The 16,578-nt window shown below is 49.4% G+C and carries 12 protein-coding genes and 1 riboswitch; of the genes, 4 read left to right on the top strand and 8 right to left on the bottom strand.

The genetic code is table 11. The features are described from left to right. Nucleotides 1-50: 50 nt before the first annotated feature. The 8 genes from thiQ to leuA all read right to left on the bottom strand — a co-directional run bounded on the left by thiQ (nucleotide 51) and on the right by leuA (nucleotide 9,346). Nucleotides 51-740 (bottom strand): thiamine ABC transporter ATP-binding protein, encoded by a 690-nt coding sequence (gene thiQ, locus ACED36_RS05320; protein ID WP_017005200.1) that lies wholly within the window; start codon nucleotides 738-740, stop codon nucleotides 51-53. Next, a complete protein-coding gene (gene thiP, locus ACED36_RS05315; protein ID WP_371732891.1) occupies nucleotides 724-2,325 on the bottom strand; it encodes a thiamine/thiamine pyrophosphate ABC transporter permease in 1,602 nt (533 codons plus the stop codon). The genes thiQ and thiP overlap by 17 nt, the downstream gene beginning before the upstream one ends. A gap of 4 nt (nucleotides 2,326-2,329) precedes the next feature. Then, entirely contained in the window at nucleotides 2,330-3,325 is a 996-nt protein-coding gene (gene thiB / locus ACED36_RS05310) for a thiamine ABC transporter substrate binding subunit (RefSeq protein ID WP_371732890.1), read from the bottom strand. A 50-nt stretch (nucleotides 3,326-3,375) separates the two neighbouring features. Then, nucleotides 3,376-3,480: riboswitch (TPP riboswitch) on the bottom strand. A 38-nt stretch (nucleotides 3,481-3,518) separates the two neighbouring features. Further along, nucleotides 3,519-4,325 carry a DUF547 domain-containing protein gene (locus tag ACED36_RS05305; RefSeq protein WP_016959007.1) on the bottom strand — a complete coding sequence of 269 codons (807 nt, stop codon included), beginning with the start codon at nucleotides 4,323-4,325 and terminating at the stop codon, nucleotides 3,519-3,521. Between the two features lie 256 nt (nucleotides 4,326-4,581). After that, complete coding sequence (gene leuD / locus ACED36_RS05300) at nucleotides 4,582-5,184, bottom strand: 3-isopropylmalate dehydratase small subunit (RefSeq protein ID WP_016959006.1); 603 nt, start codon at nucleotides 5,182-5,184, stop codon at nucleotides 4,582-4,584. A gap of 9 nt (nucleotides 5,185-5,193) precedes the next feature. After that, entirely contained in the window at nucleotides 5,194-6,609 is a 1,416-nt protein-coding gene (leuC, locus tag ACED36_RS05295) for a 3-isopropylmalate dehydratase large subunit (RefSeq protein WP_016959005.1), read from the bottom strand. 89 nt (nucleotides 6,610-6,698) lie between these two features. Beyond that, a complete protein-coding gene (gene leuB / locus ACED36_RS05290) occupies nucleotides 6,699-7,787 on the bottom strand; it encodes a 3-isopropylmalate dehydrogenase (protein ID WP_016959004.1) in 1,089 nt (362 codons plus the stop codon). 2 nt (nucleotides 7,788-7,789) lie between these two features. Then, entirely contained in the window at nucleotides 7,790-9,346 is a 1,557-nt protein-coding gene (leuA, locus tag ACED36_RS05285) for a 2-isopropylmalate synthase (RefSeq protein ID WP_016959003.1), read from the bottom strand. 639 nt (nucleotides 9,347-9,985) lie between these two features. Here leuA and ACED36_RS05280 point away from each other — a divergent pair. The 4 genes from ACED36_RS05280 to ACED36_RS05265 all read left to right on the top strand — a co-directional run bounded on the left by ACED36_RS05280 (nucleotide 9,986) and on the right by ACED36_RS05265 (nucleotide 16,318). Next, a complete protein-coding gene (locus tag ACED36_RS05280; protein ID WP_371732889.1) occupies nucleotides 9,986-11,374 on the top strand; it encodes an efflux RND transporter periplasmic adaptor subunit in 1,389 nt (462 codons plus the stop codon). After that, on the top strand, nucleotides 11,371-14,490 hold the full coding sequence (locus tag ACED36_RS05275) for an efflux RND transporter permease subunit (RefSeq protein WP_017005190.1): 3,120 nt from the start codon (nucleotides 11,371-11,373) through the stop codon (nucleotides 14,488-14,490). The genes ACED36_RS05280 and ACED36_RS05275 overlap by 4 nt, the downstream gene beginning before the upstream one ends. Before the next feature lie 133 nt (nucleotides 14,491-14,623). Continuing rightward, on the top strand, nucleotides 14,624-15,154 hold the full coding sequence (locus ACED36_RS05270) for a phosphatase PAP2 family protein (protein WP_371732888.1): 531 nt from the start codon (nucleotides 14,624-14,626) through the stop codon (nucleotides 15,152-15,154). A 24-nt stretch (nucleotides 15,155-15,178) separates the two neighbouring features. Beyond that, nucleotides 15,179-16,318, top strand: coding sequence for an MJ1255/VC2487 family glycosyltransferase (locus tag ACED36_RS05265; RefSeq protein ID WP_371732887.1), 1,140 nt, complete (start codon nucleotides 15,179-15,181; stop codon nucleotides 16,316-16,318). Nucleotides 16,319-16,578 lie beyond the last annotated feature (260 nt).

Genomic DNA, 16,578 nt, shown 5'->3' with positions numbered 1-16,578 from the left:
TAGATGCGGTTGATTGATGCGCAATGTCTGCCAGTACTTCAATGCTAAATTTATGAAAGATATTGTTTTATGATTTCATTTGGTGCGCTGAGTTCTGAGATATCTGCGTGATATACCACGTTCCCACCATCAATAAACAAGACGTTATCAGCGATGGCCATGGCATCTTCAGGATGGTGAGTGACCATCAAAATGGTGGTGTTGAATTGGCGAGCGAGTTGCTTTACCTGCTGAAGCATGTCCTTACGCAATGACGGGTCAAGCGCAGAGAAGGGCTCATCGAGTAATAGCAGTGGGCGATTGCGCACAAGGCATCGCGCGAGTGCGACTCGTTGCTTCTGGCCACCAGAAAGCTGCCCTGGTAATCGTTCAAGGTAGCTTTCTAATCCAACCTGTTCTGCTGCTTGCCCAATGGATTTTTTGTCGTCAGCACTGAGCGCTAAGCGCGGGCTAATACCGAGCGCAATATTGTCGAACACAGTTAAGTGGCCAAAAAGATTGTGCTCCTGAAACAAAATAGAAAGCGGGCGCTCATGTGCAGGGGCTTGGGTAAACTCATTATCATCGAATAGCACATTACCGCCGCTTGGCGGCAATAGCCCACAAAGCAGTGATAACAGCGTACTTTTTCCTGCGCCACTAGGGCCGAGGATCGCCGTGATAGAGCCCGGCTTAGAAGTAAACGAAAAAGACAGCGTTTGTGCCTGATAGTGATACGACAATTCACTGACTTTCAGCATGACGTTTCCTCGTGATCAATGTTTCGATAAGGGCATAACTGCCAAGACTTAATGCAAACAAAACAAGCGATGCCGCCGCTGCTGCATCCATTTGGTAGCTACCCATTAAATGGAACAAATAGAGAGGGAGCGTTTGAAAATCCTGACTACCAACTAAAGCAATCGCGCCTAAATCTCCCGTAGAAAGAACAAAGCTAACAGCAAAGGCTCGCGCGATGGGTGTGCTGAGTGCGCGCCACTCAATCAGTCGCAGTCTGTTGATGCCTTTGATGCCAAGACAGTTGCACAATCCGTGGTATTGCTGTGACAACTGATAAGCGGGCTGGCTGAGAATTTTCACGACATAGGGCAACGCCATTAAAGTGTTCACCGCGAGTATTAACCAATACGGTGAACTGAATACGTCCATATGTTCACGCAGCATCAAAAACAACCCCGTGCCTAACACGACACTTGGCACCACCAGTATCAAAGATGCGGTCATTTCGATGCCATCGGCGCGTCTAGGATGCCCTGTTAAGCGCCAAAATCGACTGGTTAGCACAATGGTTGCACCCAACATAAAGGCACATAGTGCACTGCCAAACGCCAACGAAAGTGAATTGGCGGTGGCCTGCCAAAGCGCTGCTTGTGTTAGCACCGAAAGCGCACTTGGGTTGATGCCGCTCACCACCACCATCACCAACGGTGGCAGTACCAGTAGGGCTGCGAAACCAATCCATACGTAGTCCCAACACTGTTCCAGGCGAGTGTCACTGCGTTTGGCGAGCAGAATGTTGCTGTCTTTGCCTTGCAGTGAAAGGGGCTTGGTCATGCGCTGTACCACAATGTGGAAAAAGCCGCACAGCAGCAGTTGCCATAGCGCAAGCAAGGCACCCGTTTGAAGATCAAAGTCAAAACGGATAGCCTGATAAATCGCCAGCTCAATGGTAGTGGCACTAGGCCCACCACCGAGTGCCATCACTGTGGCAAAGCTGGTAAAGCACAGCATAAACACCAGACCAATGGCATGGGGCAATTGCTGGCGTAAATACGGCCATTCAAGCAAGCGAAACTGATGCCATCCTCGCATCCCGAGTTGCTGCGCCAAACGGCGTTGATCTGACGGGATTTGATCTAGAGCTTGAACCAGTAATTGAGCAGAAAAGGGCAAGTTAAAGAAAACGTGTGCGAGCAATATGCCGGACAAGCCGTAGATGCTCACATCCCATTTCATGCCAACTACGGACAGGGCGTCGGCCAGAAGACCGCTTTTCCCATAAATGGCTAATAGGCCAAACACGCCTACCAGCACGGGTAGGACGAGCGTCATGGAAAAGAGTTTAAGCAGCAGTGCTTTGCCTTTGAATTGACGCCGTGACAGCGCGTGGGCAACAGGGATTGCTAAGCCAACTGAAAGGAAGGTAGAAAGTAGCGCCTGTTTGAAACTGAAAAATGTGACGTGTTGAAGGTAAGGGTCATGCCATAGCGATGCGACGTCTAAAGACGGCGCTTGAGAAAGCAAAGAAAATAAAGCGGCGCTGATCAGCACCGCAATTAACGAAGCCGAGAGGATGCCCGGCCACGTTCTTGAAGGGTTTAGCACAATGTTACTTCACCAAGGCTGATTGCCATTCACGGATCCAAGTGCGGCGATTATCCGCCACTTTCTCTGGCGTGAACTGCAAGCTTTTGTTTGGAACCGACAAGGTATCAAAACCTGTTGGCAGTTCAACGCCCGTGACCGGATACATCCAGTTACCCGTTGGAATCGCGTTCTGGAAACCGTCACTTAGAATAAACTGCATGAACGCGTCTGCGAGTGCCGAGTTGTTTGAGCTTTTCACTTTTGCCGCCACTTCCACTTGCATGTAGTGACCCTCTTCGAAATTAGCACTCGTGAAGTTTGGGTTTTCTTCGGCAATCAAATGATAAGCGGGTGACGTGGTGTAAGACAGTACCATGTCTGACTCGCCGCTTAAGAACATGTTGTACGCCTCAGACCAGCCTTTGGTCACCGTGACGGTTTTGGTCGCCAATTGCTGCCATGCAGCAGCGACATCATCGCCATAGATGGATTTCATCCATAGCATCAAACCTTGTCCAGGCGTTGACGTGCGCGGGTCTTGATAGATAATGGAAATATCGTCGCGCGTTTCGACCAGCTCTTTTAAGCTTTTTGGTGGATTAGCGAGTTTGGTTTTGTCATACACGAAAGCAAAGTAGCCGTAGTCATAAGGCACGAATGTGGTGTTGTCCCAGCCATCGGGAAGCGTGACACTTTTCACGTCCACTTTGTGTGATGCAAGCAAACCTGTCTTTTCGGCTTCCGCCATCAAGTTGGTATCTAGACCCAACAGCACGTCAGCTTTGCTGTTTTTGCCCTCAAGACGCAGTCGGTTAAGAATGGTGACGCCATCTTCCAATGCCACAAGATTCAACGTGCAATCGCACTGCGCTTCAAACGCCTTTTTCACGGCAGGACCTGGGCCCCAATCAGCAGCAAAAGAATCGTAGGTGTAAACCGTTAGCGTGTCTGAAGAGCTTGCTAACACAGGACCGGCCATGGTCATGGTTAACATCAGGGTAGAAATCGGAAGTTTCATGGTTGCCTCACATCATGTTTGGCGAGGCTGAGGGTCATTGAGTTGAGTTGCACTCCGCGACATCTCATTCCTACGCCAGCATTATCTGGTTCAGGTTTATGGGTTTAGCTTTCGCAATCTCAGCCGACTTCATGTCAGCTCCCCACGAGATGGTTGATATTGTAATCATCAAGGCGATGATTACCAATCATTGTTATGGCTTATTGAGCGACCAGTCGTAATCGTATTGGATTTTCCCCGACCAGCCTTTTAGTGGCTTCCCGTCGCGATACACGTCTATCTGCTTCAAAATGGCTTGTTCATTGTCACCAAAATCAACGCCATACCATTCATAAATGGATGACAAGGTTAAGGTGTTGCCATCAACGCTAGCGCCTTTTTCGCTGTTGGTGAATTGCGTTGCCGCTGCATCAAGTAAGGACTCCGTGTTCTCTGCAGTAAAGGCGGTTTTGGCAAGGTTTGGGCAACCTAGGCTGGCGCAATTCACGGCATAATGAATACGGGAGTCGTTCCAAATAGGGCGAAGAATGCGGTGCTCAATATCGTTTAACGTCAGCGATTGTCCTGCGACAGTGGTGGCTTTGTCATCCCAAGGGCCAAAGCTTAGGAAACCACCCAATTTGGTGATGGATTTGATGGGATATTCATCGAGAATCACTTTCACTGTCAGCGCATTATACAGATTCACCCAGTAAGCAAATTGCTCGCTTTGACGATAGTTGCGCGGGTCAAGTGAGGTTAAATCGGTCAGGTATTGTTCCAGTACCGCTTTGTCTTGCGACGACACTGCGCCGTAATTGAACAAAGTGTGCTGGCCTTCCTCGGTAAGATAGCGATCAAGGAGGTGTTGCCACTGACTGTGGTCAAACGTGGCTGAATTGCTTTCGTTACTGTTATCCCAAGTTGGCCATAACTCGCTTTGGGGGGCGGCAAATGCCTGACTTGAAAGCAATAGCAACATTGCGAATAGCGATACGCCAAGAGGCAGTTTTTTACGCATGTTTTATCCCTAACTCAAAATAGTTGTGTGTAATACCAATGAGAATAAATGTGTCGTCATTCTTGCTGGTTAACATCGGCAATCTCTGCGTCAGAGGTTTTTCCTGCGCAAATTGATGACCGCTGACTTAATCAGATAGGTATAAAGACCTGAGTAAATGCAGTTTTCTTTCTTTTTGATGGGTACGAAGCGCATAAAAAAACCGACCATTATCATGGTCGGTTTCTTAGTAAAGCATATATATTCCAATAAGATCTTAGACTAAGAAAGCGGGGATCTTGGCTTCGTATTCGGCGATTTTGTCGCTGTGCTGCAGTGTCAGACCGATGCTATCTAGTCCTTCCAGCAAGCAATGACGGCGGAAATCGTCGATTTCAAACGTATAGACTTTATCGCCTGCTGTGACGGTTTGCGCTTCCAAATCTAGCGAAATTTCTGCGCCTTCATTGTCTGCTACAAACGCGAACAGCTCATCGACTTCTGCTTCTGTCAGCGTAACGGGCACCATTTGGTTATTGATGGAGTTACCGTAAAAAATATCCGCGAAGCTTGAAGAAATCATCACTTGGAAGCCAAAGTCGGCCAAAGCCCATGGTGCGTGCTCACGGGAAGAGCCACAGCCAAAGTTTTCACGTGCTAACAGCACGCTTGCGCCTTTATAGCGTGGTTGGTTAAGCACAAATTCTGGGTTGTCTTGCAGGCCTGCTTCGTCGAGAAAGCGCCAGTCATGGAACAGGTGTTTGCCAAAACCGGTACGATTTACTTTCTGCAAAAACTGTTTTGGAATGATAGCGTCGGTATCGACGTTAGCGGCGTCCAGCGGTGCCACCAGACCAGTATGTTGTTTAATTCCTGACATGGTGATTCCTTATGCGTTCGTAATGTCGAAGCTGTTAACGTCAACAAAGTGACCCGCAACGGCAGCCGCGGCAGCCATGGCTGGGCTAACCAGATGGGTACGACCTTCGCGGCCCTGACGGCCTTCGAAGTTACGGTTGCTGGTCGATGCGCAGCGCTCTTTTGGCCCTAAGCGGTCGTTGTTCATCGCCAAACACATGGAGCAGCCTGGCAGACGCCATTCAAACCCTGCTTCGATAAAGATCTTATCCAAGCCTTCTGATTCTGCTTGCGCTTTCACTTGCTCAGAACCCGGAACCACTAAGGCTTGAACACCTTGTGCGACCTGACGGCCTTTGGCAACAGCAGCAGCGGCGCGCATGTCTTCAATACGTGAGTTGGTGCAAGAACCGATAAACACTTTGTCGATGGTGATGTCAGTGATTTTCTGACCGGCTTCAATGCCCATGTATTTCAGCGCGCGCTCTGCAGAGTGACGCTCAATCGGATCGTTAAAGCTTTCTGGTGCTGGCACTACGCCATTGATACCAACGACCTGGCCTGGGTTCGTGCCCCACGTTACTTGGTTGTTGATGTCGGCAGCATCGAGTGTCACCACGGCATCAAATTTGGCGTCGTCATCGGTTTTCAGCGTTTTCCAGTATTCAACCGCTGAATCCCAATTCTCGCCAGTTGGGGAGAACTTGCGACCTTGCAGGTAATCAAAGGTCGTTTGATCCGGTGCAACCAGACCCGCTTTCGCGCCAAGTTCAATCGCCATGTTACAGACCGTCATACGGCCTTCCATGGTCAGATCTTCAATCGCCTGACCGCAGAATTCGACCACGTAGCCCGTCCCACCGGCATGACCGACTTTGCCGATAATGGCGAGAACGATGTCTTTTGCCGTTATGCCGTCAGCGACCTTGCCTTTGACCTCGATTTTCATGGTCTTGGCACTGCCTTGCTTCAGGGTTTGGGTTGCCAGCACATGCTCAACTTCTGAGGTGCCAATACCAAACGCCAATGAACCAAATGCGCCATGGGTCGCGGTGTGCGAGTCGCCACAAACAATGGTCGTGCCTGGCAGGGTAATACCTAATTCAGGGCCGATCACGTGAACGATGCCCTGATACGGGTGGTTCAGGTCGTAAAGGGTAACGCCAAACTCTTCGCAGTTTTTCGCGAGGGTTTCCATCTGGATCTTAGCCATCTCGCCAGAGGCATTGATGTCTTTGGTTTGGGTAGACACGTTGTGGTCCATGGTGGCGAAGGTTTTCGACACCTGGCGCACCGGACGGCCTTTTTCACGCAAGCCATCAAATGCCTGCGGAGAGGTGACTTCATGCACCAAGTGGCGGTCGATATACAGCAAAGGGGTTTCACCTTCTGCTGCGACCACCACATGGGCGTCGTAGACTTTTTCGTATAGTGTTTTTGCAGACATTGCTTCTTCCTTATTTTCCCTGTTGTCTTGAGACTCGTCGCGGCGTTGGCGACGAGAGCAAAGACTGACGGGAAGAATCCTTTCTTATTTTATGCTTCGCGGACGTACGCGGTGATTTTATCACCCATTTCAGACGTCGTCAGCGGAGTTGTGTTACCAGCCAGATCCGCGGTCAATTCACCCGCTTCTAGCGCCTTGCTCACTGCGTTTTCAATCGCAATCGCGGCGTCTTCTTCACCTAGGCTGTAACGTAGCATCAATGCCGCAGACAGAATCTGTGCCACAGGGTTGGCAATGTTTTTACCGGCGATGTCTGGTGCGCTGCCGCCTGCTGGTTCGAATAGGCCGAACTTACTGTCGTTGAGACTGGCCGATGGCAACATGCCCATGGAGCCGGTGATCATCGCGCACTCATCTGAAATGATGTCACCGAAGATGTTCGAACAAAGCATCACATCAAACTGCGACGGGTCTTTAATAAGTTGCATGGTCGCGTTGTCGATGTAGATGTGTGACAGCTCAACATCTGGGTAGTCTTTGGCGATTTCTTCGACCACTTCACGCCACAAAATCGAGCTTTGCAGGACGTTAGCTTTATCGACAGACATGACTTTTTTGCGGCGAAGACGCGCCGATTCAAACGCGATGCGAGCAATACGCTCGATTTCGTAGCGATAGTAAACTTCGGTATCAAATGCACGTTCTTCAGCGCCAGAGCCTTCGCGGCCTTTTGGCTGACCAAAGTAGATGCCACCGGTCAGTTCACGTACCACCACGATGTCGAAACCGCGCTCAGAGATATCAGCACGCAGCGGAGAAAATGCTTCAAGTCCTGCATGAATTTGCGCAGGGCGAAGATTACAAAACAGTTGGAAATGCTTGCGCAAAGGCAGCAATGCGCCGCGCTCTGGTTGCTCGTTCGGTGGCAGGTTTTCCCATTTCGGGCCGCCGACTGAACCAAACAATACTGCGTCTGCGGCTTCACAGCCTTTTAAGGTCGCATCTGGCAGTGGTGAACCATGGTTGTCGATGGCAATGCCACCGACGTCAAACTCGTTTTTATCAAAGGTGATATCGAATTTTTCACTGATAGCATCCAGCACTTTATGGGCTTGTTGCATCACTTCTGGGCCAATACCGTCACCCGGTAGAACGGCAATCTTATACGTACCTGCCATGGTTATACTGTCTCCGTTTTCAAAGTTGCTTGTTCTTTAATTTGAGCAATGCGGTTAGCGCGGTAAATGCTGTTGATGACGTGCAATAGCGCCTGTCCCGATGCTTCAATAATATCTGTTGAAACGCCCGTGCCGTGATACTTGCGGCCTTTATAATTGGCGATAATGTCAGCTTGCCCTAAACCATCTTCCCCTTCGCCTTTGGCGGTCAGGTCAAACTTATCCAGCACGATTTCGTAACCCGTAATACGGTAGATAACTTGATATAAAGAATCTACTGGGCCGTTGCCGATGGCAGCGTCGCTAATTTCTTCGTCGCCACATTGCAAGCTGATGGTCGCGGTGGCTTTCACACTACCACTTTGCACGCTCAGGTACTTCAACTTGTAGAAGTCATCTTCTTCTTGCAGGTTATTGAAGAACATCAGTGCTTCCAAGTCATAATCGAAAACTTGGCCTTTTCGGTCGGCTAGCTTCAAAAATGCTTGATATAAATTATCCAAATCGTACTCAGTATCGCTGTAGCCCATGGTGTCCATGTGGTTCTTCACGGCAGCGCGGCCAGAGCGACTGGTTAGGTTCAAGGCTTTTTGGCCCAAACCTATCGACTGAGGGGTCATGATTTCATAGGTGTTCTTGTTTTTAATCATCCCATCTTGGTGAATGCCTGAGCTGTGGCTAAAGGCATTCGTGCCCACAATCGCTTTGTTGGATTGAATCGGCATGTTGCAAAGCTGGCTGACCATCTTACTGGTACGGCTAATCTCGCTATGGTTGATGCCTGTATCCACGCCCAGCAATTCGCTGCGGGTTTTGATGATCATGGCAATTTCTTCTAGTGCGCAGTTACCTGCACGCTCACCAATACCATTAATTGTGCCTTCAATTTGACGCGCACCGGCTTGCACTGCAGCAATTGAGTTAGCAACCGACATGCCCAAGTCGTCATGGCAGTGAACTGAAATCACGGCTTTGTCGATGTTAGGAACGCGGTTAAACAGGGTTTCGATAATACCGCCAAACTCACCGGGTACGGTGTAGCCGACAGTGTCAGGAATGTTGACCGTGGTTGCGCCTGCTTTGATGGCTTCTTCTACCATGCGGCACAAGTTATCAATGGGGGTGCGACCTGCATCTTCACATGAGAACTCGACATCGTCGGTATAGCGACGCGCACGTTTAACGGCGTTAACACCCATCTCGACCACTTGGTCATAGCTGCGACGCAATTTGTCTTGTACGTGAATGGTAGAAGTAGAAAGAAACGTATGAATGCGGAACGCTTCAGCGGCTTTTAACGACTCAGCCGCGACATCAATGTCTTTATTTACGGCACGGGACAAGCCACAAATACGGCTGTTTTTGATCGTTCTTGCAATGGTCTGCACCGATTCAAAATCGCCGGGACTCGAAACGGGAAAGCCAGCTTCAATCACATCAACACCTAGACGCTCGAGCGCCAGTGCGATCTGCAACTTCTCTTTTACAGTCAGGCTGGCTGACAGCGCTTGTTCGCCGTCGCGTAAGGTAGTGTCAAATATGATGACTCGGTCTTTCATGGTCGTTCCCTCTCTTGCCGTTGAATACCCATATCGTGGACAGTTTCTTAGTTACTGACTGATAGTGATATTAGTTATCCGTACCGCTGGCAGGTAATACAAAAAAACCCGCGCACTCGGCGCGGGTTTCGTAAGTCTTGGTGGATGTTATCTTCAGTCCATGACCTACCCGCGCGAAAAGCTCACGAGGAGTAGAAGGTCTAGGAGGAAAATACGCATCATCATTTTTACAGCTTCCTAATAAGGTCTGCACAAATGAATACCAAACCATTTACTATTGCGTCAATATCAAAATAGAAAATAACAAGAATGCGTTATTCATACTGTTAACTGTGGTGAAATAAACTGCTTTTCATGTGTCAAATTGGTTTTATTCACTAACTGGGGTTTTGGGTGATCTCACGACGAAAGCGTTAGTTGAATACGACGACGTGAGTTTGTCGTCGTCTCATTGGCTTGGAACGCAGTTGGCGCTGCTACGATTGCCACAGTTCGGCTTGTCACAAATTGATAATTTGGCAATGCAATGTTTTGTAAATTGAAAGAAATACTGGATGTTCCAACGTAGTATTACTTCGTGCATGAATCGGTATAACGCGATTTGTACTGATACTTTGTTGGATACGGAGGTCTTTTACCATGACACTGCGCCGAAAACTGCTTTTCTTTCCCGCCTTGGCGATCGGTGCGTTGGTGCTGTTTATGGCCATTACTTTGCGTCCTGATATTCCCGTGAAACCCGCACAATCTAAAGCACGGGCGGTCGATGTGGTTACCCTAATGCAGCAAGACATTGCCCCAAAAGTGACGGGGTTTGGTCGGGTGACACCGAAACTAACGTGGCAAGCTATCGCCGAAGTGAATGGTAAGGTGATTTACCGAAATCCGGCGTTGCAAAAAGGGCAGGTACTGCCTGCGGGCACGGAATTACTTCGTATTGACCCGACGGATTACCAACTCGCCGTGGCGCAAGCACAAGCTGATGTGAGCGCAAAAGAAGCCCGTCTCGCCAAGCTCGATCTGGACGATACCAACTTGCAAGCCACGCTCGCGATTGAAATTCGGCGTCTTACCTTGAGCCGAGATGAACTCACTCGCCAGAAAAACCTGCGAAAGAAAGGGCTGACGTCCCAATCTGATCTGGATTCGGAGCAGCAAGCTTTCTTATCGCAACAAGCGCGAGTGCAAGATCTGCAAAGCCAGATAAAAGTGCTGCCCGATGAAAAGCGGATCACTCAGGCAGAATTGGATGTTAGCCGATTGGCACTTGAGCAGGCTGAGCGCAATCTGGAGAAAACCCAAATTGTACTTCCGGTCGACAGTCGCATTGCGGAGGTTAATATCGAGCAAGATCAAGTGGTAACACCTCAACAAGTGATGGTGGTTGCCCATGGTCTCGAAGCGGTAGAAGTGGACGCACAAGTCTCTATTCACGATATGCAAACTGTGTTCGACACCTTGGTTGATGCAACCGGCAACGGTTTTGAACAAAAGATCCACCAACTGGATGCCAGTGTGGCGTTGTCGAGTGGTTCGTTTACCCGTGAGTGGGGCGCCAATGTGGCGCGTATTAGCGATACCGTGAACCTCAATCAGGCCACTGTAGGTGTGATTTTGGAAATCGCGCTGAGTGATAAAAAGCATGCGGGTATTGCTGCCATGCCGACACTGGTCAACGGCATGTTTGTTAAAGCCAGTATCTCAGGACAACCCGTTTCCCATTGGGTGATCCCCGAGCAAGCGCTCAGAGGCGATAAGATCTATGTGATGGAAGAAGGCGAGCTTGTCGTCTTGCCTGTGACTATTGTGTTCCGCAGCGGCAATCATGTTGCGATCGACGGCGCGCTGAAACAAGGACAGCAAATCGTTATCAACGATCTGCTGCCTGCGGTGCCCGGAATGACGCTGGAAGCCGTCACTGTCGATGGCGAAAGCGTTGACCGAAGCGGTATTGAACAGAGTCGTGTTGATGAAAACAGTATGGAGCAAAGCCGTGTCGGTGAAAAAGCGACAGAGGACGACGTATGATTCGTTTTTTCGCCCGACATCCGACAGCCGCCAATTTGCTGATGCTGACGCTGATCTTGTTGGGCCTGACGTCATTATCCAAACTTAAACGAGAAACCTTCCCCGAATTTGCGCCGCCTTACATTCTTGCCAATGTGGTTTATCCCGGAGCAAGCCCTGAGCAGGTAGAGCAGAATATCTGTCTGTTGATGGAAGAAGCTGTTGATGGGCTTTCCAATATCGAAGAAACGCGCTGTGAAGCGGTGGAAGGCTCCGCGAGTTTAGTGGTGAAACTCAATGCCGAGGCTGATATCTCGCGCATGCTGGTGGATATTCAAACCCAGATCAACGCCGTGAACAACTTCCCCAGTGATATCGAACCGCCTGTGGTGCGTGAGTTGGACTGGAATGAGCCAGTTGTTGATGTTGCGATCGCGGCAGAAACGGATTGGGTCGGGCTAAAAGCCTATGCCGAAGATCTCAAGCAAAAACTCAAGCACCAATATGATGTTCAACTGGTTAACGTGGCAGGATTTTCCGACAAGCAAATACGCATCGAAGTACGCGAAAGTGCCATACGCCAACTGGGCTTGAGTGTGGAAGATATCGCCGCGCAGATCAGCGCTCAAAATATCAATCTCCCTAGTGGCAATGTTGAATTAGCCGACAAAAGCTTGTTGATCCGCTTTGATCAGCGACGAATTGCTACAGAAACACTCGGTCAGATCGTGGTGGCGGCTGACAGCGAGGGTGGCGTGATCCGCCTGCAAGACATCGCCACACTAACAGAACGTTTTGAACTGGATGAACAAAAAGTCTGGTTTGATGGCAAGCCGTCTGCACTGCTTAAGATCAGCAAAAACAAAGCCGATGACGCCCTTCGTATCAAAGAAAGAGTGGTGCAGTTTGTCGACGATCAGCAAGCCATTGCGCCTGCGGGTGTCACCTTAAACCTCACCAATGATTTCTCGTCCCTGCTTTGGGATCGTCTGACCATGATGACCCGTAACGCATGGCAAGGGGTGATCTTGGTCTTTGGTGTCATGTGGCTGTTCTTCTCATTTCGCTATTCATTTTGGGTGGCGGCAGGTCTTCCAGTGGCCTTCCTTGGTAGCTTCTTTCTCATGGCGCAGCTTGGGTTATCGATCAACATCATGTCGCTGGTGGCGTTGCTAATGGCGATAGGGATCATGATGGATGACGCCATCGTGATCTCCGAATCCATCGCATCCCATATTGATCGGGGGCAGAAGCTGGAAGATGCGGTGGTCAATGGGGTGAAAAAGGTGCTGCCGGGCGTCGTGTCTTCCTATCTCACCACCGTGTGTATCTTTGGTAGCTTGATCTTCTTGCAAGGGGAAATGGGGGCTGTGCTGCGCGTCGTGCCCATGGTGCTGATCTTGGTCTTAACACTCAGCCTTGTTGAAGCCTTTCTTATCTTGCCGCACCACTTGCAACATTCACTCTCGAAGGCAGGCAAGCCTAAGCCTGATCTTGCGTTCAAACGAAAATTCTTAGAAAAATTCGAGCATTTTCGTGCTAATAGATTAGCGGTACTTGTCACCAAAGCCGTGGAATGGCGCTATGCATTTGTCGGTGGCGTGCTTGCCATGCTATTGATTTCATTCGCCCTGCTGGCTTCCGGCGCCGTGCGCTTTGTGGGGTTTCCCGAACTGGATGGTGATATTGCCGAAGCGCGAGTGATCCTGCCGCCAGGGTCTTCCTTGGCGCAAACCGAATCGGTTGTGGCAACGCTGATTGAATCTGCGAATCGGGTGAGTGAGCGCTTAAGTGAAGAGAATGAGCAAGGACAACCGCTGATTGAACACATTACCGAGCAGTTCAATTTTAACGCCGATGCCGACGAAAGCGGTCAGCACATTGCCACTGTGCGTATTGATTTGCTCAGCGCAGAAATGCGAGAAACATTGATCGATGATTTCGCCGCGGAATGGGAAAAAGAGACGGGCATGCTAACCACACCGATTTCTTTGGTGTTCAAGCAACCTGCCATGGGTCCCGGAGGACGTGATTTTGATATTCGATTGCAACACGACGATCTGGATGAATTGAAACAAGCATCGGTACAAATCCAGCAATTTATCGGACAGTTTGAGGGCGTGTCCGGTGTGCTTGATGATATGCGCCCAGGCAAAGAAGAAGTGAAGGTGACGCTGCGCCCTGGCGCGGAAACTTTTGGTATTAATGGTCAAATGATTGCGCGGCAGTTACGCGCGGCGTACTTCGGACAAACCGCTGATGAAATTCAAGTCGGGCCAGAGTCGATTGAAGTGGATGTGCGACTCGACAAAGACGATGCCAGCAGTCTACAAGGGTTGGCTAACTTTCCTATTGTTTTGCCTGATGGCAGCTTGATCCCCTTATCGACTGTGGCAGAGCTGAATTATCAGCGCAATTATGTGCGGATCCAGCGTATTGACGGGCTTCGCACTTTGAGTGTGTTTGGCGATGTGGTGCAAAGTCAGGTCAGCATTGGTGATGTATTAGCGCGCCTAAAAGAAGAAATCGTGCCCGGTTTGGAAACCCAATATCCAGGGCTGCGCGTGCTGTTTGAAGGGCAAAGTCAGGACTCGGCAGAAACAGGGCGCTCAATGGGCATTGGTTTTGCCCTTGGTCTGTTTGGCATCTTCGTTATCTTGAGTTTCCAATTCCGCAGTTACCTTGAACCTTTTGTGGTGTTGATAGCGATTCCGCTGGCACTGATTGGTGTGCTTTGGGGGCATTGGCTGCTTGGTCATCCTCTGAGTATGCCAAGCATGATGGGTTTTGTGTCTCTTGCTGGCGTGGTGGTGAATGACTCCATCTTGCTGGTGCAATACATTCGTCATCATTTAGATGAAGGGGATGATGTTTACAGCGCCGTGGTTCGCGCCAGTCAGGAGCGTTTTCGTGCGGTGTTCTTAACCTCGTTAACGACGGCGGCTGGTCTGTTGCCCTTAATGCTGGAAACCAGTTTGCAGGCACAAGTGGTGAAGCCATTGGTGATCTCGATTGTGTTCGGCATCTTCACCTCAACCTTATTGGTGTTGTTTATGATCCCAGCGGCCTACGCCATTTTGGCGGATTTTGGCAAAGTGAAACGGCATGAGCCATTACATGCACCCGGCTCGGTATAACTCGCTTCGGCATACGCACATTTCTACATTAATGTGATGGCATAAAATTCACACAGTCGTCTGCAAATCGTAACCGGACTGTCACTGCTCAACTCTACGCTGACTATGTAACGTCAATAAATGGAGTTGATGAATGCGCAGTCTCGTTACCCTCCAAAGGGTCGATCAGGCCGTATCTACCCTTTGTTTAAGCCACCGATTCAGTGCCGATATTGCACGCGTGTTTCGGTGGGTATCCAAAAGTGGAGACGGACATCTTTATCTGGCTATCGGTGCTTTGCTTGCACTGACAGCAGGCGACAAAGGCGTCTCGTTTCTTGTTTGTGGTTTGCAGGCATTTGCGATTGAGTTACCCGTTTATATGGTGCTTAAGCGTCTATTTCGTCGAGCTAGGCCACAGCACCTCCCTGCTTTTATTATCCCTTCCGATCTTTACAGTATGCCATCAGGCCATACGTCAGCGGCGTTTCTCATGGCAGCGCTTCTCAGTCATTTTTACCCTGATTACAACGCGGTGTATTGGGCATGGGCAGCCAGTATCGGTGCTTCACGCGTGTTGCTCGGTGTGCATTACGTTTCCGATGTGTTGGTGGGCGCGTTATTGGGACTAGGGTGTGCGTCATTGGTATTGCGCTTTTCCGAGTATGTGTATTTCGCGGGATAGCCCGTATAACAATAGAGAGCAGTGATGAAAATTCTTTATGGCGTACAAGGAACGGGCAATGGACATATTTCCCGTGCACGGGCGATGGCACAAGCCTTATCTGAAACGCCAAGCATCGAGGTGCAGTTTCTGTTTTCTGGCCGCGCCGAATCCGCGTATTTCGACATGGCAGTGTTTGGTGATTACATGGTGCGAAGAGGATTCACCTTCTTTAGCCATGCCGGAAAAATTGATCACGTAAAAACGGCGTTCAACAATAACTTGTGGCAGTTTATGCAGGAAGTGCGCACGCTGGATGTGACGCAATATGATTTGGTGATTTCAGATTTCGAGCCTGTCACTGCGCATGCCGCCAAGCATCGTGGTGTTCCTTCTCTTTCAATCAGCCATCAGTCCGCGTTTCTTTATGACGTGCCCAAGCAAGGGCAAACCCTCATAGATAAAGCCATCATGCGTTTTTTTGCGCCCACTGAACTCAACATCGGCCTTCACTGGTATCACTTCAACCAACCCGTTTTACCGCCTATTATTGATTTGAAACCGAACGATTCACATCCCAAAAGCGGCGCGGTATTGGTGTATTTACCGTTTGAACGGTTGGACAGTGTTCTCACCACCTTGCGACACTTTTCTTCATCATTTATCTGTTTCCATCCTGATTGTCAGAACGCGGCACAAGATGGCAATGTTGATCTTCGGCCATTAAGCAAAGCAGAATTTCAACAGGCTTTATTCGCTTGTGATGGCGTGATTGCGAACGGCGGTTTTGAGTTGCCCTCTGAAGCTTTATCTTTGGGCAAGAAATTGCTGCTTAAACCTCTCAGTGGTCAGTTTGAGCAGCAAAGCAATGTCACCACGTTAGACATACTTGGTTTGGCAAGCACCATGGAAAGTTTGGACATAAATGCGATCCGCCAATGGTTAGCGCACTCCGAAAGTCAGCGAGTGAAATATCCTGAAGTGGCAGAAGCCATTGCGCAATGGTTAGCAGTGGGGGATACGAGCACCTTGCCTGAGCTTCATGAGCAGCTTTGGTCACAGGTGGAGTTTCCCGAACATGTGAACGATTTATTGTCGGATTTTTGGCCAAGTCAACGTCGTAAACAGGCGATGTTCAACATGAAGCTACCTGTGGGATCAAATAAAAAAGCCAAGCAGTATTGATTGCATGAATGGGTTGGTATCGAGGATTTTGTGTGCGATTTTTAGATCTATATGGTTGTTTTATAATCGAAAAAAGCAATGGATTTTTAGGTTTACCCTCCTGCCTATGAACATGTTTTTATAACAATTTACTGGGGTATCTTTCGCCAGTCATGTTACTAAGTTTGTGTCCCAGTCATGGTGTGTTCAGTTTCATTAAGTAAACTTATCACCTGTCAGGACATGAACGCGTGTTTGACGTTCCATTATCCAAACTCGAT

The sequence above is a fragment of the Enterovibrio sp. FF113 genome, from assembly GCF_041439165.1.
GTDB classification, from domain to species: Bacteria; Pseudomonadota; Gammaproteobacteria; order Enterobacterales; family Vibrionaceae; genus Enterovibrio; species Enterovibrio norvegicus_A.
This window is presented reverse-complemented; position numbering and strand designations above follow the sequence as displayed.

What these genes read in the sequence shown, in the direction of transcription:
- ACED36_RS05270 (WP_371732888.1), top strand. Translation starts at nt 14,624, where the DNA reads ATGCGCAGTCTCGTTACCCTCCAAAGGGTCGATCAGGCCGTATCTACC.
- leuD (WP_016959006.1), bottom strand. Translation starts at nt 5,184, where the DNA reads ATGTCAGGAATTAAACAACATACTGGTCTGGTGGCACCGCTGGACGCC.
- thiQ (WP_017005200.1), bottom strand. Translation starts at nt 740, where the DNA reads ATGCTGAAAGTCAGTGAATTGTCGTATCACTATCAGGCACAAACGCTG.
- thiB (WP_371732890.1), bottom strand. Translation starts at nt 3,325, where the DNA reads ATGAAACTTCCGATTTCTACCCTGATGTTAACCATGACCATGGCCGGT.
- ACED36_RS05265 (WP_371732887.1), top strand. Translation starts at nt 15,179, where the DNA reads ATGAAAATTCTTTATGGCGTACAAGGAACGGGCAATGGACATATTTCC.
- ACED36_RS05275 (WP_017005190.1), top strand. Translation starts at nt 11,371, where the DNA reads ATGATTCGTTTTTTCGCCCGACATCCGACAGCCGCCAATTTGCTGATG.
- ACED36_RS05280 (WP_371732889.1), top strand. Translation starts at nt 9,986, where the DNA reads ATGACACTGCGCCGAAAACTGCTTTTCTTTCCCGCCTTGGCGATCGGT.
- leuB (WP_016959004.1), bottom strand. Translation starts at nt 7,787, where the DNA reads ATGGCAGGTACGTATAAGATTGCCGTTCTACCGGGTGACGGTATTGGC.
- leuC (WP_016959005.1), bottom strand. Translation starts at nt 6,609, where the DNA reads ATGTCTGCAAAAACACTATACGAAAAAGTCTACGACGCCCATGTGGTG.
- leuA (WP_016959003.1), bottom strand. Translation starts at nt 9,346, where the DNA reads ATGAAAGACCGAGTCATCATATTTGACACTACCTTACGCGACGGCGAA.
- ACED36_RS05305 (WP_016959007.1), bottom strand. Translation starts at nt 4,325, where the DNA reads ATGCGTAAAAAACTGCCTCTTGGCGTATCGCTATTCGCAATGTTGCTA.